The following is a 20,734-nucleotide window of genomic DNA, read 5'->3' on the forward strand; positions in this document are numbered from 1 at the left end:
CTACACTTTTCCAGTTTCCCTTAACAAAAATCAGGTCTAAAAGGGTCTATGCAATCGTTTCTTTCTTTTCTTGCTGACGGATGGCTGCAACTGTCTTGGTGGCAGCTTATTCTCGTTATTTTGGCGATGACACATGTCACTATTGTGGCAGTGACCGTATTTCTTCACCGCAGTCAGGCGCACCGCGGGCTGGACCTGCATCCAGCGCTGATGCATTTCTTCCGTTTCTGGCTTTGGATGACCACTGGCATGGTCACGAAGGAATGGGTTGCGATTCACCGCAAGCACCACGCCAAATGCGAACGTGAAGGCGATCCTCATTCCCCCGTTGTCTTTGGCCTGGGCCAGGTGTTTTTCCGTGGCGCAGAGCTTTACCGCCAGGAAGCCACCAATCCGGAAACCCTCAAGCGTTTCGGTCACGGTACCCCCGATGACTGGCTCGAGCGCAACCTGTACAGCAAGTACAGCATGCTGGGTATTACCATCATGCTGGGTATTGACCTGTTCCTCTTCGGCCTGCTGGGTCTGACTGTCTGGGCGATCCAGATGGCCTGGATTCCTTTCTGGGCAGCCGGTGTGGTGAACGGTCTGGGTCATGCGATCGGTTACCGCAACTTTGCCAGTCCCGATACCAGCACCAATGTGTTCCCGTGGGGCATCATCATTGGCGGCGAGGAACTGCACAACAACCACCACGCTTACGGTACATCGGCCAAGTTCTCCAGCAAATGGTACGAGTTTGATCTGGGCTGGTGCTATATCACGGTGTTCAAGGCACTGGGGTTGGCCAAGGTCAAGAAGGTGGCTCCCAAGCTGCGTCTGGAACCGAGTGTGCCGTCGAATGCCCCCGTGGAAAGTATCAGTCTGTCCACCCTGCAAGGCGTGATCACGCACCGCTACGAAATTTTGGCGCGCTATGCGGACATCATCAAAACCACCGCATCGGAAGAGATCGCCCGTTTAAAGCCACAGGTGAACAAAGACAATCCCAATTGCTCGTGGGCCTTGTTGGAAAGCTGCAACGACTGGATCGGTCGTGGCGACGATGTTCTGGCCCCTGAGCAGCGTGCGGAGCTGGAAAATGTGGCAGCGGGTAACTCGCGCCTGTCCATTCTGGTTCGCATGCAGCGTGAGCTGGCCGGCATCTGGGAGAGTTCCAGCGCATCGAGCGAGCAGTTGCTCGCGGATCTGCGCGCCTGGTGCCAGCGTGCTCAGCAAAGTGGCATTGACAGTCTTGAGCAGTTCGCCTTGCGTCTGCGCCGCTACGCGGCATGATGGATCGCTTAAACCCGGAACAGCGAGCCGCCGTCACCTTACCCTCTGGCCATGCCTTGGTGCTGGCCGGAGCTGGTAGCGGGAAAACCAGTGTCCTGACCTCCCGAATGGCCTGGTTAATCCAGACCGGGCAGGTCAGCCCACACGGCCTTGCTGCTGTTACCTTCACCAATAAAGCCGCGCGCGAAATGCTGACGCGGCTTACTTCTTTATTGCCCATCGACACCCGCGGTATGTGGGTGGGAACCTTCCACGGTCTGTGCAATCGCTTGCTGCGCATGCATTATCGCGATGCCGGGCTGGTACAGACATTCCAGATTCTGGATACGGCTGACCAACTGGCCTCTATCAAGCGCCTGGTCAAGGCCAATAATATTGATGACGAGAAATTCCCGCCCAAGGAAATCCAGAAATTCATCAATGCTTGCAAGGAAGACGGCCAGCGTCCTGGAGACCTGGACGCCCACGATCCCCACCGTCGCCGTCTGATCGAGCTCTATCAGCTGTATCAAGATCAATGCGAACGGGAGGGCGTCGTAGACTTTGGCGAGCTGCTGTTGCGTGCCTACGAGCTCCTGTCTCGTAATGCCCCTATTCGCGAGCATTATCAGCGCCGTTTCAAGCACATTCTGGTCGATGAGTTTCAGGACACCAACGTCCTGCAGTATCGTTGGCTGCGCTTGTTGGCGGGTGAGCAGGCCAGTTTGTTCGCCGTGGGTGATGATGACCAGTCCATCTATGCGTTCCGTGGTGCGAACGTGGGCAATATGGCCGACTTTGAGCGCGACTATGCTCGTGGCAATGTGATTCGTCTGGAGCAGAACTACCGCTCCTGTGGTCATATTCTGGAATCGGCCAATGCGCTGATCGAGAATAACAGTGGCCGTCTGGGCAAGAATCTGTGGACGGATAGTGGCGAAGGCGAGCTGGTGCGCATCAGCGAGCTGGCCTCCGATGCTCTGGAAGCGCAATGGATTGTGGATGAAGTTCGCGCCTTGATTGCCGAGGGCAAGCCGCGCCGCGAGATTGCCATTTTGTATCGCAGCAATGCCCAGTCGCGGGTCATTGAGCACAGGCTCTTTTCCCAGGGGCTGCCCTACAAGGTGTATGGCGGCCATCGCTTCTTCGAGCGCCAGGAGATCAAACATGTGCTGGCGTATCTGCGTTTGATGGATAACGCGGATGACGATACGGCGTTTTTGCGTGTCGTGAATTTTCCCACGCGCGGAATTGGCGCCCGCTCTGTTGAGCAACTGGCCGATTTGGCGCGTGAACGTGGTACGAGTTTGCTGCGGGCCATTCCTTATCTGCAAGGGCGTGCAGCAATAAGTTTGATGCGTTTTGCCACGCTGATTCAGGATATGGCCAGCCAGGCACAGATTTTGTCCTTGCCCGAGCTGATTGAGCATGTGGTTCACCACAGTACCTTGCTGGCTCACTATCAGGCTGACCGTGAAGGCGCTGAACGGCTTGAGAACTTGCAGGAACTGGTGAACGCAGCCACCGTGTTTGTGGGTGAGGAAGGATTTGCCGAACTGCCTGCAGGCCGTGTTCCTGAAGCTGTGCCCGGTGAGTCCGAACAGGCAATGCAAAATCCGGAGCAAGCGGCAGCCTCTGTACTGGCACCCATGTCGCCCCTGGGCTCCTTCCTGACCCATGCTTCGCTGGAAGCGGGCGACAATCAGGCACAGGCGGGTCAGGATGCGATTCAGTTGATGACCATCCATGCAGCAAAAGGACTGGAGTTTGATGCAGTCTTTATCACTGGTCTGGAAGAGGGGCTTTTTCCTCATGAAAACAGCCTGTTTGACCCAGGTGGGATCGAGGAGGAGCGTCGCCTGATGTACGTGGCGATTACGCGGGCGCGTCAGCGTTTGTACATTACCTTGGCGCAAAGCCGCATGTTGCATGGACAAACGCGTTACGCCATGCGCTCTCGCTTTCTGGAGGAGCTGCCGGAACAACACATCAAGTGGTTGTCGGCGCGTTACACCAGTTCGCCCATGCAGTCTGAAGCCAGTTCGGGTGCGTTCCGTCGTGGCCAAAGTTGGGAGTCCAAGGACAAGAGCTACTCGGCTCAGCCCTATGGCGGTCGTAGTCACACCAGTGTTCTGGAGGTGAACGGTCAGACCTTCCGGGTCGGGCAGGGCGTGCACCACAATCGTTTTGGTGAAGGCACCATCATCAACCTGACCGGTCAGGGGGAGGATGCACAGGCTTTGATCCAGTTTCGCGAAGTGGGAAGCAAGACCCTGGCCTTGGCGATCGCCAAGCTGGATACGGTTAGCTAAGCAAGAGCCAGACAGGCCATAGCAAACTGAGGGCCCCCGCAATGACGGGGGCTTTTTTAATGCTCTGTGCCTGGAGCACCGCAAGCTCCTCTACCTTGGCCTATGAGTCTATCTCCGTCTTTGTTTCTTTCTTTTGGCCTTGGGCATGAGCAGGTTTTTTGATCCTGTACGAGTCTACGTCTGCATCTGAACAGGACGATGAACCCGGGCCTGACCCTGAAACCGAACCCGGAATGCGCTTTAAGCCGGTCCCCATCCGGGACGGCAACTTTAATCTCATCCCCAGTCCCACTCCCATTCTGACGCCTGGCCCAGGTCCTGGCCATGGCATTCACCCCAGCCTGAACCAGTGCTTGGAGTCTGGAGCTGATTTTCAGCCTTTGCTCCCCGTGTTTAAGCCGTCACGCCCAGCTTGTACGTGCTGATAAGGCAGACCACTCTTGAACCTTCTGCCATTACGGTCAGATAGTGTGCATTTTTGTCGAGCATCCGACTCCCATCCTGGTCGGTTTAGTGTCTGTCAGCGCGCCACGTCAAGCGGATGGATAAAAGTCTAGCCTTCTTCCTCGGACGGATGAACGACTGCCCGATTTTCTAAAGAACCTTGTTTAGCGCGGGTTTCCGCGCGTTCGTCCTTGCCCTTAAATCTCAATCCAAGCATTATATATAAGGGTTATATTTTCTAGTTATAAAATGGGTGCCCCCATAAAATCGAAGCCTAAATTAATTACAGTAACAAACATACATGGAGGCGATCATGGAACCTAGCAATCTTTCACGTCGGCGCATGCTTTTGTCGACAGGCGGGGTGATGGCCCTGGCTGGTACCGCAAGTCTGACCCCTTTGTCAGCCGCTCTGGCTCAGGAAAAGGCTAAAACGCAAGCGAAAGCTCTGCCGGCCTATGCGTCCTGGAAACATGCCGACAGTTTGATCGTGCATAGCGCCAATACGATTGAAACCAAACGCAGCGCCTTTGGCTCCGGTTTGATTACACCGCTGGATCGCTTGTTCGTACGCAATAATGTAGCCCCTCCGTCCGAGCAGATCGTGGCTGATCCGGATGCCTGGGTATTGTCCATCAAGGGGGTGAAGAACCCACAGGACATGACCGTGGCCCAGCTCAAGCGTCTGGGTCTGGTTGCCGTGCCGATGGTGCTGCAGTGCTCGGGTAACGGCCGTGCCTACTTTCCTGAAAAACCCAGCGGCACCAAGTGGACCGTGGGTGCAGCAGGCTGTGTCGTGTTCTCGGGCGTACCTGTCAAGGCTGTGCTGGAAGCTACCGGCGGAATGGACGCCGGCGCTAAGTACATGACGGGTACCGGTGGGGAGGATATTCCAGAAGGCCTGGACCCCAATACCATCATGGTAGAGCGCTCACTGCCGCTGGAAGCGATTGATGACGCTATTTTGGCCTGGGAAATCAATGGTCAGCCCATTCCCCTGGCTCACGGTGGCCCATTGCGTTTGATCGTGCCGGGTTACACGGGCGTCAATAATGTCAAATACATCAAGCAACTGGCCTTTAGCAAGGACCAGTCGGCTGCCAGCATTCAGCAAAACAGCTACCGCATGACGCCTATGGGCGAAAAGACCAATGTGAATCAGGAATCGGTGTGGGAAATGCCGGTCAAGTCCTGGATCACCAGCCCGAACGGCGAGCCTGGCGAAGACCTCAAGGCAGGACTCGTACAGATTCAGGGCCTGGCCTTTGGCGGCATGTCCGCTGCCAAGGAGGTGGAAGTGACGGTGGACGGCGGCAAGAACTGGGTCAAGGCCCAGTTCGTTGGACCGGACCTGGGCAAGTATGCCTGGCGCCAGTTTGTGGTGGGCATGGACCTGAAGCCTGGTCAATATGAAATCGCCAGCCGCGCGACCAGTGAAGCCGGCACGGTTCAACCTGAGGAGCGCGTGGCTAACAGCCATGGCTATTTGAATAATAGTTGGCGTGACCACATGTTGGCGGTCACCGTTGTTTAAGTATTAAATGTTGTAGCCACCCCGACACGTCGGGGTGGGTTCGGAAGGAAATCATGAAGAAATACCTCGTTGTTGCTGCTGCCTGTTTGTTTGCTGTTGCAGGTCAGGCCCATGCAGATGAGCAAGGCAAAGTTCTGTTTAGCAGCGGTGCCAAACCTATTGCCTGTGCGGTTTGTCATACCTTGGCCGATGCCGGTTCTGCCGGTGCTATCGGCCCTGATCTGGATGAGTTGCAGCCCTCGAAAGAGCAAATCCTGAAAGTCATGAAAGAGGGTATGGGTGCCATGCCCTCGTTCGCGCAGACCTTGAGCGACGAAGAGCGCGACGCCATCGCGACCTACGTCAGTTCCGTAGCAGGACAGTAAAACCTGCGATTGCCCCTCGGGGCAGATTTGGCCGCCTTACCCTTCAGTCTCCTGTTCAGGAGGCAGAAATTCGGTAGGCGGTTTTTTGTTGGCATTGTGATGGAGTACGCGCGCTGGACGACCTTGTGCGTCCAGCCAGATTTGGCCCAGCCCTGACCCATTCCAGACGCGCTCACCATGCTGGCGTTGATCGGGCAGGCGGGGTGTGATGCTCAAGTCACGCCGTTGCGTAAACCAATTCAGCGGCGAGCGGGGCGAGTAAAGCCAACGGTTGAGCCGATCCAGCCAGTTGAGCAAACCTTCCGGAAATTCATTTTTAATGCCGCTGCTGGTGACCTGCCAGATATGCGGGATATGTTTGCTATGGCGCACCTGCACGTCGTAGACAAATGAATAATGCACATCACCGGACAAAATGACGTAATTGCCCGGCGTGCGTGAATGCCGGAAAATATTGAGCATGGTGTTGGCGGCTCCGCGGTGGGCCATCCAGTTTTCCGCATCTACTGTCAGCGCAAAACCGGCGTACGTGCAAATTCTTTGTATGACCTCAATCAGTTTGACGCCAAACATAGGGGTGGGCGAGACAATGACCGCAGCGCGTTCATCCAGCAACTCGTGCTGTAGCTCGGTCAGGGATTCCCAATCCATCAGGCCGGAAGGACGGCTGGGCAAGCGGCGGTTGTGCCAGCGGCGTGTACGGGTGTCCAGTACGATCAGCGTAGGCTGAGTGCGCAGCACATAGTCCCATTGACGGAAATCTAGCAGCTCTTTGATCAGGGCGTCCTGGGTCGCATGGTCCAGGCGATGATGCTCGTCTGGTGAACGTGTCCAGGCGTTGACGGTGTCCAGAACGGGCTCAAAGACATCAGGACGGTTGCCCCAGGCCTGACACAACATATACGCCACCAGCGCATTGCCCACGATCTGACGAGAAAAAGGGTGGCCGTAGGCCGTGCTTTCCCATTTGGCCGACAGGTTCCAGTCATCGGTAATGTCGTGGTCATCAAAAATCATCAGTGTCTGTACATGCGCCAGCAAGCGTGCCGCTTGGGGCAGGTCCTGACGAAAACCTTCTAAGGCAAGCGATTCACGTTGCCAGCGCTGATGGTGCTCAGCGGAGAGCTCTGGCGGAGTGGGCTCGCCAATGATTTGCCAGGCAGTGGGGGACCAGACCAGCAAGTACATGGCCAGGACTTCGGCCAATGTCACCAGGTGATTGTGTGCATTGGCGGTAGTGAAAATGGGTTTTTCCACACCGCCGAAGAAGCGCTCGCGCAAATCTTCATTGGACTTGAAGGCAGGCAGCAGATCAGCCCGCCGATAATAGCTGGCAGGGTGGCGGTAAAGAGATTCGCTGTCGGACACGACCGCGCCTTCCAGATATTCCCCGAACAATCCCAAGCGTTCAATCAGTGCATGGATGGCTGCCAGCATTGGGCCTGCCACATCGTCGGCATAGATCTGATCGCCAGCCAGCATCAGTAAAGCGGGCCGCATATCGGCGTGGCTGATATGTTCGCTCAAGACCCGGTCGGCTTGTGCCAAGCCGTCTCGGGACGCGTGATGCGGCTTGCGGCAAGAGCCAAACATCAGATTGTCAGCGCGGCTGGACAGCACCAGGCTGGGTCGGGTTTGGCCTTGATGCAGCAGGTGAGGGGCCCAATCTGCGATGTTTTGCTCCGTTTCACACGCTGAGTGCAGAATCAGGTCGTAGAAAACAAGCGTATCCAGGGGCAGCGGGTCGGCAAGCTGCACATCAATGAAGTGGATAAAGGCGTGCTTGCCAATGGGCACGATACGGCATTGCCCGGCATCCAGTGCAATGCGATGGGCAGGGGCGCCTTGCGGTTCCAGAAGCAGTTCCAGCGACAGGGCTGAGCTGCCAACCAGCCACAAATTCAGACGTTGCGCATCGAGACGACGCAAAATAGGGCCGGCCAGCACGGGCGGCAAGTTCGAGGAGGAATGGGAGAGATTCAAACGGGTTACAGCCAGAATCAGAAAGGACAATGGACAGCATTATGCGCATAAAGTTGCACGTTGGGCGGTGTCATTGTGTGCGGGGGGCGAGGATCGGGTGCGGATGTAGGCTTTTGAGCACAGAGATGCAGATGGCGGACACCATCTGCCTGATGGGCTGTTGTGGGCAGGATGAGTAGGGTTTGGCGGCGCGGCGGTTTAGCTGTTTTCCAGGGCGGGAGTGGCCTGCAAATAAGCGGTGACTTGTGAATCGAGCTCATCCTCATGTACGACACGAACAGGAAAACCCAGTTTCTTGCTCAGCGGGGCGACGAATGCATTCAGGGAAAAGGCCATCAAGGCATTGTTCACGACCACCAGGCTGGCCGCACAGCACGGGCGTAGACGATCGCGATTGTCTTTGATCCATTGAGAAAATGCTTCTGCGTCATTGTCAGGTCCGTCTGACGCAGCTCCCGGAAGCTCGCGTGTCAGCAGCACAAAGCGCTGACCCTGTTCCAGCAAGGCTTCCAGTTGCTCTTTCCAGTTGGAAGGAGAGTCGTTCGAGATCCAGATACGGGGAAAATCCTGTGTTGCAAGGTGCATGGTCAAGTTCTGATGTGGTCGGTTGAGGGGATAAAGGTAAGTAGTGGGGCGTGCTGGCTCTGTCTGCGTCGCCAGCAATGTCGCAGGGGCAAAGCTCTTATCGATCAGGTCGACTCAAGCCTGCCGCCCGATTTCCTCCAGGGCTTCCTGAATCTCCAGCCATTCTTCTTCCAGGGCTTGGTGCGTTTTGCTCAGCTCGCCATGCTCGCTCATCAGGGCGGGGCGTTGATCCTTGTAGCTGTCTGAATAGAAGTCCGGGTCCTGCATCAAGGTATCCAGCTCGTGCAGACGTTGCTGGGTTTTTTCCATTCCGGCTTCCACTTTTTTCAAGCGGCTTTCCAAGGGTTTGCGTTGCTGTGCCTGGCGTTGGCGTAATTCCGCTTCCTGCCTGCGTTGGGTCTTGCGGTCGGTGCCCTCATTGCCGTTATCGTTCGCTCGTGCTTCTTGACGCGCTTCCGAACGTGATTGCGCACTGCGGGCCAGTAGCCAGTCGCGGTAGTCTTCCAGGTCGCCATCAAACTCCTGAACCTGGCCATCGGCCACGATCCAGAAAGAATCAACGGTAGAACGCAACAAATGGCGATCGTGCGATACCAGCAGCACGCTGCCACCGTAATCAGCCAAGGCCGTCGCCAGGGCTTCACGGGTATCCACATCCAAGTGGTTGGTGGGCTCGTCCAGCAGAAGCAGGTTAGGTTTTTGCCAAACAATCAGGGACAGGGCCAGACGCGCCTTTTCACCACCCGAAAAGGGGGCGGTCAGGCTGGTGACCATATCACCGCTAAAGCCGAAGGAGCCGAGGTAGTTGCGCAGCTCCTGCTCGCGCACATCTGGTGCCAGCCGCGCCAGATGCTGCAAGGGAGTCGAGTCGGGATCAATGGAATCGAGCTGGTGCTGGGCAAAGTAACCAATCACGAGCCCCTTGGATTCCAGGCGTTCGCCTGTGACGGGAGCCAGCTTGCCGGCCAGGGTTTTGACCAGCGTGGACTTGCCCGCACCGTTCATCCCCAAAATACCCACCCGGGCGCCGCCCCGCACCATCAGACGTACCTGGCTCAAAATAGGCTTGTCTTGTCCAGGGTAGCCCAGGTCGGCCCGATCCAGCGTCAGCAGTGGGTCAGGGGTGTACTCCGGTGAGGGCAGGCGAATCGATACGCTGGAGTCGTCACGCAAGGGTGTCAAGGTTTGCATGCGTGCCAGGGCCTTGACCCGGCTTTGCGCCTGCTTGGCCTTGGTGGCCTGAGCCTTGAAGCGGTCAATAAAGCTTTGCAGACGGGCGGCTTCACGAGTCTGGCGTTCGTACGCAATCTGACTTTGCTGTACGCGTTCGGCGCGTTGCATCAGAAAGTCGTTATAGCCACCCTTGTAGCGAACCAGTTTGCCTTGGTCTACGTGCAGAATCGAACGAGCCACTGCATCCAGAAATTCGGTGTCATGCGAAATCAGCAAGACAGTGCCGGGATAAGAACCCAACCAGCGCTCCAGCCAGAGCATGGCGTCCAGATCCAGGTGGTTGGTGGGCTCGTCGAGCAAGAGCAGGTCCGAGGGGGCCATCAATGCGCGTGCCAGTGACAAGCGCATTTGCCAGCCGCCGGAGAACTCGCGTACCGGCAGCATCCACTGATCGGGACGGAAACCCAGCCCTGCCAGCAGTTGCTCGGCACGCGAGGGAGCCGACCAGGCATCGGCCTCGATCAGCGCATTTTCCAGCTCAGCAATGGTCTGGCCGTCGCTGTCAGGGGTATTGGCACGCTGTTCCTGCAAGGCTCGCAGACGTTCGTCACCATCGATAACGAATTCGCGGGCGGGGCGGTCACGGTCCGGGATGGTCTGGCGCACACTGGCCACTTCCCAGACCTCAGGAATGCTCAGGTCGCCCCCGTCCAGGTCCAGCTCGCCTTGCAGCAAAGCGAACAGCGAGGACTTGCCTGCGCCGTTCTTGCCCACGATACCCAGACGCTCGCCTGGGTTAACGATGAAATCGGTATTGTCCAGCAGGACTTTGACGCCGCGACGCAGCGTAATTCCAGTAGCGCGTATCACGGGGCCAACTGCTCCCGGCTTAACAGGAGAATCTGGTCTTCAGCGGTTTCCGTGCTTAGCCAGATCGGTTCCAGCTCCGGGAAGGCGGCAACAAAGTTGTCATACTCATTGCCAATTTCCAATACCAGCACGCCTTCGGGGGAGAGGTAATTGGGCGCGGCTTCCAGAATGCGCCGCACCAGATCCATGCCGTCATCGCCTCCCGCCAGGGCCAGTTGCGGCTCGTGACGGTATTCCTGCGGCAGGTTCTGCATGGACTGCTCATTCACATACGGCGGATTGCAAATGATCAGGTCATAGGCGGTTTGCGGCACCTGGTCGAGCAGATCGCTCTTGAACAGGCTCATGCGATCGTTCAGTCCGAAGGCATCAATATTTGACTGGGCCACTTCCAGCGCGGCGTCGGACAGATCGACGGCATCGACCTGCGCCTGGGGGAATGCCAGTGCCGTCAAGATAGCCAAGCAACCCGAACCGGTACATAAATCCAAGGCGCTGTAGATGGCATCGGGGTCGGCAATCCAGGGCTGGAGCTGCTCGGCCAGCAACTCGGCTATCGGAGAGCGCGGTACGATGGTGTCGGGCGTGACACGGAAGCGATGACCTTGCAGCCAGGCCTCACCCGTCAAGTAGGCTGCGGGAACACGCTCATTGCAGCGACGGGCGATCAGGGCCAGATAGGCAGCGCGCTCGGACTCCAGAACAATGGCATCCAGATAGGGGTCCAGCGTGTCCAGCGGCAGGTGCAAGGTATGCAGCAGCAGATAGGCAGCCTCGTCCCAGGCATTGTCACTGCCGTGGCCGAAGGCCAGTTCACAGCGGTTGAATTGGCTCACGGACCAGCGCAACAAGTCGCGCACGGTGCGCAGCTCCTGCTGGGCGTGGAGCAGGGAGGAATGATCGATGCAAGGGCTTAACAAAGCAGGGATTCCAATGTACGGCGATAAATGTTTTTAAGAGGCTCAAGATCAGCAATGGCAACATGCTCGTTGATTTGATGAATGCTGGCGTTGAGCGGGCCAAATTCGACCACTTGAGGGCAGATTTTAGCGATAAAGCGACCATCTGAGGTGCCACCGGTGGTGGACAGATCCGTTTCCAGACCGGTTTCAGCTTCAATGGCCTTGGCCAGGGCCTGGCTCAGAGGGCCGGCCTCTGTCAGGAAAGGCTCGCCGCCCAAGGTCCAGGTGAGCTGGAAATCCACGCCGTGACGGCGCAAGATGGACTCCACTTCCGCCTGTAGACCGGCAGGAGTCTGCTCAGTAGAAAAGCGAAAATTGAAGTGGACATCCAACTGGCCGGGAATCACATTGCTGGCGCCAGTTCCGGCGTGGATGTTGGAGATCTGGAAGCTGGTGGGGGGGAAATCGATATTGCCAGCGTCCCACATGCGATCGGTCAGTTCATGCAGTGCAGGAGCGAACACATGCAGCGGGTTGATGGCCAATTGCGGGTAGGCCACATGGCCTTGGCGGCCCTTGACGATCAGGTGGCCTGACAGCGAGCCGCGACGGCCATTTTTGATGGTGTCGCCCAGTTGGCGCGAGCAGGTGGGTTCGCCCACAATGCAGTAGTCCAGCTGTTCGTCGCGCTCTTGGAGAACACGGCAAACATGTACGGTGCCATCGATAGCCGGACCTTCTTCATCCGAGGTCAGCAGCAATGCGATCGAGCCTTTGTGTGCAGGATGGGCGGTGGTGAACTCCTCGACGGCATGAAGGAAGGCCGCAATTGAGGCCTTCATGTCTGCGGCACCGCGGCCATACAGCTGACCATCGCGCACGGTAGGCTCGAAGGGGGGCGAATCCCAGGCCGCTTCCGGCCCGGTAGGCACCACATCTGTGTGGCCTGCAAAAACAAACAGGGGGGCCTGGGTGCCACGGCGGGCCCACAGGTTCGAGACCGGGCCGCTGGGCAAATGTTCCAGCTTAAAGCCAGCTTGCTCCAGGCGGGCACCCAGCCATTGTTGACAGTGTGCGTCCTCGGGGGTGACTGAGGGACGGGCAATCAAGGCTTTAAGGGTATCAAGTACAGAATTGTCAGTGCTCATGTTCAGGCGCGAAGTAAATCGTTAATACTGGTTTTGGCGCGGGTACGGGCATCCACACGCTTGACGATGATGGCGCAGGCCAGGCTGTACAGGCCATCGGGCGAGGGCAGCGAACCCGGCACGACGACCGAGCCGGCAGGCACGCGGCCTTGATAAATTTTGCCCGTTTCGCGCTCGTAGATCTTGGTGCTTTGCGACAGGAATACGCCCATGGCCAGCACCGAATTTTCTTCTACGATTACGCCTTCCACCACTTCAGAGCGGGCGCCGATAAAGCAGTTGTCCTCGATAATGGTGGGATTGGCCTGCAAAGGTTCCAGGACTCCGCCAATCCCTACGCCCCCTGACAGATGGACATGCTTGCCAATCTGGGCGCAGGAGCCAACGGTGGCCCAGGTATCGACCATGGTCCCTTCCCCGACATAGGCGCCGATATTCACGAAAGAGGGCATCAGCACTACGTCGGGGGCGATATAGGCACCTTGGCGTACGACGGCGCCGGGGACGGCGCGAAAACCGGCTTGGGCAAAGGCGGCCTGGTCATGTTGCTCAAACTTCAAAGGCACCTTGTCATAGAAGGGAGCGGGCTCGCCAGCCATGACGCGGTTTTCCTTGATTCTGAAAGACAGGAGAATCGCTTTCTTGACCCAGTCATTGACCTGCCATTGTCCGTCAATCTTTTCCGCCACGCGCAGGGAACCGTAATCCAGCTTTTCAATCACGGTATGGATGGCCGTGCGCAGTTCAATGCTGTGTTCTTGGGGGGAGAGGGAAGCTCGCTGTTCCCACGCCGATTCGATCAGACTTTGGAGGTCGCTCATAGGCTAGGCTCTGTGTGAATTCAGGCCGTCATTGGCAGTATCGGGATACAGAAGGCGCATGATGCGCGGCTTACCACCGCAGCGGCCGAGCTTGAATGGAGGCAACAGGATAACCGAGTCTGCCCCATCCAGGTACGGTTTTATGGCTTTCTGTAGTGCTTTTGAGGGCCTGATGCGGCCGTTCTGGGCTCTGGTTGGAGTCGTGTGCGCGTTGCCGGGCTTGGTGGATAAGAAAAAGCTTGAACCTGATGGCAGGTTTACCGGGAGGAGTGCAGACATTCTTCTGAGATTATTTTTTGAGTTTTTGTATTCTTGTTTTCCGATAATTTTTTATTGACTCGCCATTTTCGCTTATTTCAGTTATTTCATTGGTGCTGGTGGGGATTATTTATCTATGCTGTGTGCGTAAATAAATATTTCCAAAGACTAAAAAATAAGTATGAAAAGCGGAGTTGGTATTAGCCACCCATCAAGAGTTTTTCACGAAGCACAAGGATGTCGCCTGATAGTTGAGCTTACCGGATATCCGATCTTGCTCTGTGTGGCACGTCAAAAAAGGCTTGCAAGCTTTTTGCAAAAGGGACATGTCAGGGTTTTACAGAGCAATGACCTTTCGTTCTCCGTGCAAATCGAATTGGTTTCGTTTTTTACATTTTATAAGATGTAGGGGTTTTTTATCTGCCTAGAATGACGACGAAGACAGTGTTGTTAATAGCATTTTGCTTTTAATGTCTCATTCGAATGGAGGGGTTATGAGATCAATTCTTTTATGGCTCTTGGGTGTACCTATCCCTATCATCATTTTGTTGGCTTTGTTCTGGCACTGAGGTGCTTGCGATCACAATCCGGAATAAGGAATCATCATGGCTACAACGCAATTTGGTTCAGATGCAGGTTTGGGTACGCACGCCGTAGCGGAGTCCTCGCATTCAGCGGTATCGTGGGGCGCCGTCATTGGAGGGGCCGTCATCGCCGCTGCCATGACCGTGACCTTGCTGGTGGGCGGGACGGGTCTGGGATTCATGGCGATCTCTCCTTGGAACAATGATGGGGCCTCGGGCACCACGATCGCTATCGGCACAATTGTCTGGTTGTTCCTTACACAGATCATTGCTTACGGGATGGCGGGCTATATAACCGGTCGCCTGCGCACCAATTGGACGGGTGTGCATGGTGACGAAGTCCATTTTCGCGATACGGCACACGGTTTCCTGGTCTGGGCTGTCAGTGCCGTCGTCAGTGTGTTTCTGCTGGGTTCTGGGGTGGCATCGCTGGTGTCGGGCACCGCTCAAGCCGGCGCCAATCTGGCCGGGGCTGGGGTAGGCGCTGCCTCGGCGGTGGTGGGGCAGGCGGGTAAGGATCAGATGCAGGGGCCTGGCCTGGGTTACTTTGCCGATAGCTTGCTGCGTCCTGCTGATCCGGCTAATGCACCGGCGCAAACGGCCAATCCAGAGCGTGAGGTCAGTCGTATTCTGGCTCGCAGCCTGGCCGAAGGTCAGGTGTCTCAGCAGGATCAGGACTATTTGCTGAAGCTGATTGCCAATCGTAGTGGTTTGACGCCCGAGCAGGCCAAAGAGCGTCTGGATTCGGTGCAGCAGCAAGCCAAGGAGGCGGCCGAAAAGCTGGAACAACAGGCGCGTGAAGCGGCAGATGCTGCTCGCAAGGCCGCTGCCGCCTTTGCCTTATGGGCCTTTGCCTCGTTGCTGGTCGGTGCGTTTGTGGCGAGCCTGGCCGCAACCATAGGAGGACGGGCGCGTCTGAAGCTCTAAACCGGGTGGTCGGGACGGCGCGCGAGCTCCGTTCCCGTATTCATCCATACAAGGCCCCCGACTCCTGAGCGACCGGGGGCTTTTTTTTGGATCATTGAGCATTACCGGGGAAAGCGGCGCGGATGTTGAGGAAGAAGAACTCATGGACTCGGTAAGCGTAGGCACGCCGCTTAATGAGCTTGATGGTGTTGTTGAAGCCCTCAACGATACTGGTGTTGAGGCGATGTCGGCATGCGGCCAGAATGCCATGCAGATAGCCTTTCGGGCACTGGGCGAAGGTGTTTAAGAGGGTTATTTAACTGTGCTCGGCCTGCTCGCAACAATGATGCCAAGTTTGTTTTGCCCAGGCAGATCTTCGGTAGAACCAGAGTCGCTTGAGTTCGTCCAGCAGGACATAGACCCTCAGCAGACCCCTGCATCGGCGCACACTGTTATTCAATGGTGCCGCCTACCGCTTAGCGATGCTCTCGCTATATGACTTGCCCAGGAAAGCCTCGTTCTACATTGATTCCTTTGCTGCGCGAACTTGTGTTTTTTTGTTCCGTAAGGCTATATGCAGCGCTTGGGACGCTGGATTTTTACCTATACTGAGCAACACAGAATAAACAGGAGTAGGGCAGCATGACAACAGAGATTGCAGTGGTCTTGGGTCTGGCTTTAATAGCGATTGTCTTGTTTGCTACCGAAAAACTCAGAATAGATGCCATTGCCTTGTTGGTGTTAAGCACCTTGGCAGTGCTGGGCCTGGTGACTCCTGAACAGGCGGTGGGTGGGTTTAGCAATCCGGCCACCGTAACGGTGGCTGCCATGTTTGTGCTGGCAGCGGGCCTGCAAAATAGCGGAGCACTCTCGGGAATTGGAGATTTGCTCAGCAAGGCCCGCTCACCGTTCCAGTTTTTACTGGTGTTGTTTCTCGTTCTGGCTGTGATTGCCCCGTTCGTCAATAACACCGCGGTGGTGGCGGTGTTCATTCCCATCGTGATGGCTGCCAGTGTGCGTATCGGGATGTCGGCTTCCAAAGCGCTGATTCCCTTGTCTTATGTGTCGCAAATGGCGGGGGTCTGCACCTTGGTCGGTACGTCCACCAACCTGCTGGTCAATGCCATTGCCCGTGATCTGGGTCATCCCGGCTTTACCATGTTTGAGTTCACCGCCCTTGGTGTGATCTGCATGGTGGTCGGCTGTATTTACTTGCTGACAATAGGACGCTGGTTATTGCCTGACACGCGCGCGGGTGAGCTGGTCGAGCAATATGAATTGGGCAAGTACATTACCGAGCTGCGCGTGATGCCCGACTCGTCTTTGATCGGGCAGTCTGTGGGGGACGCCAAACTGGGCGAGCAGTACGGGGTATTCGTGCTGGAGCTGTTGCGAGGCGATACCAAAGTGTGGGGGCCGCGCGAACAGAAGATTGAGGCGGATGATGTGCTCTTGGCGCGCGGTGACTGGACCAAACTCGACGAGTTGCGCAAAGAGGCGGGACTGGAAGTGGACCCGCAATTCAAGCTGGAGCAGCAGTCGTTTGAGCAGGTGGACCAGGTGTTGACTGAAGTCATGATCGCTCCCCGTTCACGAATCAGCGGGCGCACCTTGGGTAGTCTGGGACCGGGCTGGCACAAGAATGCGACGGTGCTGGGCATACATCGTCGTGGTCAGGTGTTGCGTGAGCAATTGCGGGCGGTACGTTTGCAGGTGGGCGACATTTTGTTGATGTTGACCCCCGCGGCTGAAAAAGCGGACTTGCGTTCGGACAACAACATTATTGTGCTGTCTGAACGGGAGGCGGAAAAGGAGATGGGCTGGCGCGCTCCCTTCGCGCTGTTCACCATGGCTTTGGTGATTGCAATTCCCGCCCTAGGCTGGGTACCTATCAGCATTACTTCCTTGGTGGGGGCGGTGGCCATGACCCTGGCGGGCTGCCTGAAGGCGGATGAGGTGTACGACGCGATTGACTGGCGCATCATCATCCTGATGGCCGGTTTGTTGCCTTTGGGCCTGGCCATGAGTGAGACAGGGGCTGCTCAGTTTCTGGTTGAAAACACGGTGGGTCTGGTCAAGTCATTTGGACCCTTGACCGTGCTGGCGGTGGTGTACATGATGGCGCTGCTGTTGACCGAATTCATGAGCAATGCCGCAGCGGCGGTGTTGCTCACGCCGATTGGCATGTCCACGGCCAAAATGATGGATGTGGACCCTACTCCATTTCTGATTGCCGTCACCTTTGCCGCCTCGACCAGTTTTGCCACGCCCGTGGGGTATCAGACCAATACCATGGTCTATGGCGCCGGGGGTTATCGTTTTGCCGATTTTCTCAAGGTAGGCGTGCCCCTGAATCTGATCTTCTGGGTTCTGGGCGTCGCACTGATTCCTGTTTTCTGGCCTTTTTAAGCGCAAGGCTGGCGACCGCCTCACGAGGGGCCTGGCTCATGTCTTGCTTGCCTTCAGAGAGGCGCGCGCTTCAGGTTTGTCAGATCGCCCGCTGGGCACCTGATTGTACCGAGGGGTTTGGGGGCGGGCTTAACCGTAAAAAATGGGATTGCAGGGATTAAATCAGGGAACCGGCGGGCTGCTGATCTCCAGGATTTTTGCGGTGATAGCTCAGTAACAGCACCCATAAGACAGCCAGGCACAAACCGTACGCCATAGCCCCGTAAGAGACGGAGATATCAATGCCACAGACACGGGAGAAGCGGTCGGCTGTATCGCAGATATTTTTAATGGCCAAAATGAACACAACCGTGTTCACGGCCATGGCAAGCCAGGCGGAAAGCGTGCGTTCTGCCCAGATCAGGCTGGCTACGGCCAGCGCTGACAAAGGCATGACGGAGTGAAGCACACTGGTGCGCCAGGCAGAATAAGCCTGGGACGTGTTGAGCCAACTTTCGCTGACGTGCGCAAAGGGAAAGAGTCCGAGCACAATCAGAACAGCGCACAGGAAAAAGATCAGTTTCCTGATGGTAAGGGTGAACACGATAACGGTAGAGATTCGCTTTATGAGGATTTCGAGTGTAACTGATGTGTTTTATGCGCAAAGACAAGTTATGTAAGTTCATTGACACAATTTGCGATAAATTTGTTACTTAAAGATAGCATAAACGCAGGAACATTCGAATTTAATCATGGTTTCATGACAAAACGACGAGAGCGCAGTGCAGGGTGGGGAGATACCCACCCGGAAGACGGTCGTGCCCGTGCGCTGAGCGGATGAAATTGACAGGAGAAAAACGATGAGAATGGCCGCTGCGTGCTTGAGCACCGTACTAAGTGTCATGGCTTTGCCTGTGTGGGCGGATAATCCCGCCTGTCAGTATCGGGCGGCCGAAATTCAGAATCAGATCGACTATGCCCGAGAGCATGGCAATGTGCATAAGCAGCGCGGCTTGGAGCGCGCCTTGACCCAGGTCCAGCAGCATTGCAAGGACGAAGATCTGCTGCGAGATGCACAGGAAGCGATCCGTGAGCAGCAAGAGGAGATTCAGGAGCGGATGGAGGAAATCGCTCAACAAACGCGCAAGGGAGATACCGACAAGGTTCGGAAGCTCGAGCAGAAACTTGAGCGCGACCGGATCGAGCTGGAGCAGTTACAGGAGGAGTTGAACGAATTGCAGGCGTTGGGCGCGATGTAAAAGAGCGGCGACGCAGGCAAGGAGGGTAGGGGTCAGTGCCCTCTGCAAATAGTCTGCGTCAAGGGGTTCAACGCAGAACACGGGCCCCTTGTGGGGCTACGCGCCGTGGAATGGGAAAGGACTGCTTATAATCACAGCTGTGGTGGGCACAATGTTGTAGGCCGATCACGTATAAAACAAGAGTGGTATGAGCAGAAAGAAGATGGGTCGCGGTATAGGAAAAAGCAGCAGCAGGAAAAAAACAGGGGGAGCGGGTCCGGCTCGTTTTTTGAAATCTGTCCTGGCCGCCGCTCTGACCAGTTTCGGGATTGCCACGGCCTGGCTTCATCCCCAGGGGCTGAACTGGCAAAGTGTGGAGCCCTGGTTGCAGTCGCTGGGCTTGCCTGGCTACACGGCTCAGGACCATGTTCCCGTGCCGGCGTCTGTAGATGGTTATGTTCAGACTTCTTTTGCTCATTGTCCACAGTTCTTTCCGGGCGCCCGACCTGTGGTGCCGATGGCTTACACGCAAAGAGAGCTGTGCTTTAGCTCTTTTGCGATCTTGCATAGCGGTCAAACCAAAACGCCGGTGTTTGTAGCGCAGCGCTTGAATCGACAGCATATTCAGGCGGCCAAAGGCATCAAACGCACCGACCGGTTTTACGCCGAGGCGCGTTTGCCTCGGGCCGAGCGGGCTGAGTTGAATGATTATCGGGGCTCGGGCTATTCACGTGGACATATGGCACCGGCTGGCGACATGGCCTCCGAACAGGGCATGGCCCAAAGCTTTTCGCTGGCCAATATGGTGCCGCAAAATCAGATTCATAACGCGGGACCCTGGAACAAGATCGAAGCTGACACGCGTCAGTATGTCTCTCGTGCGGCAGGTCAAGTCTATGTGTTTACCGGACCTGTTTTTGAGCGTAATGCCAGGACGATCGGGGCCAATCAGGTTGCCGTGCCCAGTCATTTGTTCAAGCTGGTGTACGACGCCACCACAGGGCGCGCCTGGGTACATTGGCAGGCTAACCAAGCCTCTACCCGTGCGGGGCCGCCGATCAGCTATCCAGAGTTCGTGCGCCGTACCGGTTTGCACCTGCTGCCCGATTTAAGCCTCAAAGGGGCGGAGTAAAAACCGTTTTTGGGGTGCCGCCGTCGGGTTGTGCTACTTGTTCAGGACCGCGTGGACCTGATCTTCGGAAAAGTACACGCTGTCACCTTGTTCAAAAACGGTGTAGCTGATGTTCTGCTCACTGACCACGCCCCGGAAATAAGCTTTTGGGGTGGCGGGCGCCTGGGTGATACGAACCGTGATATAGCGTTCGCTGGTGTAGGAAACCAGTTGCACGTGCATGTCCGGTTTCAGATCCAGCGCCCCGGGAAACCGGTCCAGGTCGTCATGGCTGACCACAACCCGGAAAGCCGTGGGTCGGTGAATGACATAAGCCTCCTTGATGCGGTGATGCAAGGTCAGCATCCTGTGCGCCTCTGCGCTGCGTGCCTGATTCGGAGTGCGGACCTGCTCTTCCAGCTCAGCGCTTGGCATGATGTTCAGGACTTGGGCTAAAAGCAGAAATTGTTCGTGAGTCATGAATTGCAAATTGTCAGAAAAAGAGAATCGACGTGCTTTGGAGCCTCGGGGTACAGTGTGCCTATTGTCCGCGATTGGCTTTTGTTTCCATTGGCGGTAAATGCAATAAAGATTTTTTGTGGGGAAAACGCAATGATGGTTCGACGACTAACTCAAAGTGCGGCGGTGTTGGGTTTGGCCGCTTTGCTGGCCGCATGTTCTTCGCCCAAGCCCGGTGCTGGCCCCGTATCAAAACTCTTTAACGAATGTACCTGGGACCGGGAATCCTGCATGTACGAGGGTCGCTACGAAGCGGGCGAGAGTGAGTACGCCGAACGCCAGGCCCGTGATTTGAACCGTCAGTCGGCGGCGCGTTTGCGTCAAAGCCGCCTGTGATTT

At 56.4% G+C, this 20,734-nt stretch carries 17 protein-coding genes and 1 pseudogene; 9 read left to right on the forward strand and 9 right to left on the reverse strand.

Annotated elements, in window-relative coordinates; all coding sequences use genetic code 11:
- Positions 1 to 48: 48 nt before the first annotated feature.
- The 4 genes from VF694_RS09095 to sorU all read left to right on the forward strand — a co-directional run bounded on the left by VF694_RS09095 (position 49) and on the right by sorU (position 5,909).
- Complete coding sequence (locus tag VF694_RS09095) at positions 49 to 1,275, forward strand: DesA family fatty acid desaturase (RefSeq protein WP_003801447.1); 1,227 nt, start codon at positions 49 to 51, stop codon at positions 1,273 to 1,275.
- The gene (locus VF694_RS09100; protein WP_301607195.1) at positions 1,272 to 3,566 is read left to right on the forward strand and encodes a UvrD-helicase domain-containing protein; all 2,295 of its coding nucleotides are present in this window, start codon (positions 1,272 to 1,274) and stop codon (positions 3,564 to 3,566) included. Before VF694_RS09095 ends, VF694_RS09100 begins: the two co-directional genes overlap by 4 nt.
- Before the next feature lie 757 nt (positions 3,567 to 4,323).
- Entirely contained in the window at positions 4,324 to 5,544 is a 1,221-nt protein-coding gene (sorT, locus tag VF694_RS09105; RefSeq protein WP_193353490.1) for a SorT family sulfite dehydrogenase catalytic subunit, read from the forward strand.
- Positions 5,545 to 5,597: 53 nt separating this feature from the next.
- Positions 5,598 to 5,909 carry a SorU family sulfite dehydrogenase c-type cytochrome subunit gene (gene sorU, locus VF694_RS09110; RefSeq protein ID WP_003801444.1) on the forward strand — a complete coding sequence of 104 codons (312 nt, stop codon included), beginning with the start codon at positions 5,598 to 5,600 and terminating at the stop codon, positions 5,907 to 5,909.
- A gap of 36 nt (positions 5,910 to 5,945) precedes the next feature.
- On the opposite strand, the gene VF694_RS09115 is transcribed toward sorU, so the two are convergent.
- The 6 genes from VF694_RS09115 to dapD form a co-directional block, all read right to left on the reverse strand.
- On the reverse strand, positions 5,946 to 7,892 hold the full coding sequence (locus VF694_RS09115) for an alkaline phosphatase D family protein (protein ID WP_301607197.1): 1,947 nt from the start codon (positions 7,890 to 7,892) through the stop codon (positions 5,946 to 5,948).
- Between the two features lie 198 nt (positions 7,893 to 8,090).
- A complete protein-coding gene (locus VF694_RS09120; protein ID WP_003801441.1) occupies positions 8,091 to 8,477 on the reverse strand; it encodes a hypothetical protein in 387 nt (128 codons plus the stop codon).
- A gap of 114 nt (positions 8,478 to 8,591) precedes the next feature.
- Complete coding sequence (locus VF694_RS09125) at positions 8,592 to 10,520, reverse strand: ABC-F family ATP-binding cassette domain-containing protein (protein ID WP_003801439.1); 1,929 nt, start codon at positions 10,518 to 10,520, stop codon at positions 8,592 to 8,594.
- Positions 10,517 to 11,440, reverse strand: coding sequence for a 50S ribosomal protein L3 N(5)-glutamine methyltransferase (prmB, locus tag VF694_RS09130; protein ID WP_003801437.1), 924 nt, complete (start codon positions 11,438 to 11,440; stop codon positions 10,517 to 10,519). Before prmB ends, VF694_RS09125 begins: the two co-directional genes overlap by 4 nt.
- Positions 11,434 to 12,570: a succinyl-diaminopimelate desuccinylase gene (dapE, locus tag VF694_RS09135; protein ID WP_003801435.1), complete on the reverse strand. Its 1,137-nt coding sequence runs from the start codon at positions 12,568 to 12,570 to the stop codon at positions 11,434 to 11,436. The genes prmB and dapE overlap by 7 nt, the downstream gene beginning before the upstream one ends.
- Positions 12,571 to 12,572: 2 nt before the next feature.
- Positions 12,573 to 13,391 carry a 2,3,4,5-tetrahydropyridine-2,6-dicarboxylate N-succinyltransferase gene (gene dapD / locus VF694_RS09140; RefSeq protein WP_003801431.1) on the reverse strand — a complete coding sequence of 273 codons (819 nt, stop codon included), beginning with the start codon at positions 13,389 to 13,391 and terminating at the stop codon, positions 12,573 to 12,575.
- Positions 13,392 to 14,254: 863 nt separating this feature from the next.
- On the opposite strand from dapD, the gene VF694_RS09145 reads away from it, so the two are divergent.
- The gene (locus VF694_RS09145; protein ID WP_003801428.1) at positions 14,255 to 15,160 is read left to right on the forward strand and encodes a hypothetical protein; all 906 of its coding nucleotides are present in this window, start codon (positions 14,255 to 14,257) and stop codon (positions 15,158 to 15,160) included.
- A gap of 91 nt (positions 15,161 to 15,251) precedes the next feature.
- Here the strand turns inward: VF694_RS09145 and VF694_RS09150 are convergent.
- Positions 15,252 to 15,575: pseudogene (locus tag VF694_RS09150) on the reverse strand (transposase); the annotation flags it as partial.
- A gap of 206 nt (positions 15,576 to 15,781) precedes the next feature.
- Between VF694_RS09150 and VF694_RS09155 the strand changes: the two are divergent.
- Positions 15,782 to 17,548, forward strand: coding sequence for an SLC13 family permease (locus tag VF694_RS09155; protein ID WP_003801424.1), 1,767 nt, complete (start codon positions 15,782 to 15,784; stop codon positions 17,546 to 17,548).
- Positions 17,549 to 17,705: 157 nt separating this feature from the next.
- Here VF694_RS09155 and VF694_RS09160 read toward each other — a convergent pair whose 3' ends face one another.
- A complete protein-coding gene (locus tag VF694_RS09160) occupies positions 17,706 to 17,996 on the reverse strand; it encodes a DUF202 domain-containing protein (protein WP_240208807.1) in 291 nt (96 codons plus the stop codon).
- A 391-nt stretch (positions 17,997 to 18,387) separates the two neighbouring features.
- Here VF694_RS09160 and VF694_RS09165 point away from each other — a divergent pair, with 391 nt between their 5' ends.
- Positions 18,388 to 18,786 (forward strand): DUF1090 domain-containing protein, encoded by a 399-nt coding sequence (locus VF694_RS09165; protein WP_003801420.1) that lies wholly within the window; start codon positions 18,388 to 18,390, stop codon positions 18,784 to 18,786.
- Positions 18,787 to 18,988: 202 nt separating this feature from the next.
- Entirely contained in the window at positions 18,989 to 19,897 is a 909-nt protein-coding gene (locus VF694_RS09170) for a DNA/RNA non-specific endonuclease (protein ID WP_003801417.1), read from the forward strand.
- A gap of 33 nt (positions 19,898 to 19,930) precedes the next feature.
- Here the strand turns inward: VF694_RS09170 and VF694_RS09175 are convergent, their stop codons facing one another.
- Positions 19,931 to 20,356 (reverse strand): hypothetical protein, encoded by a 426-nt coding sequence (locus VF694_RS09175; protein WP_003801415.1) that lies wholly within the window; start codon positions 20,354 to 20,356, stop codon positions 19,931 to 19,933.
- A 132-nt stretch (positions 20,357 to 20,488) separates the two neighbouring features.
- Between VF694_RS09175 and VF694_RS09180 the strand changes: the two genes are divergently transcribed.
- Positions 20,489 to 20,731 (forward strand): hypothetical protein, encoded by a 243-nt coding sequence (locus VF694_RS09180; RefSeq protein ID WP_003801413.1) that lies wholly within the window; start codon positions 20,489 to 20,491, stop codon positions 20,729 to 20,731.
- The last annotated feature ends 3 nt before the right edge of the window (positions 20,732 to 20,734 follow it).

Source organism: Alcaligenes sp. Lyrl_28, assembly GCF_051948705.1.
GTDB lineage: Bacteria > Pseudomonadota > Gammaproteobacteria > Burkholderiales > Burkholderiaceae_B > Alcaligenes > Alcaligenes ammonioxydans.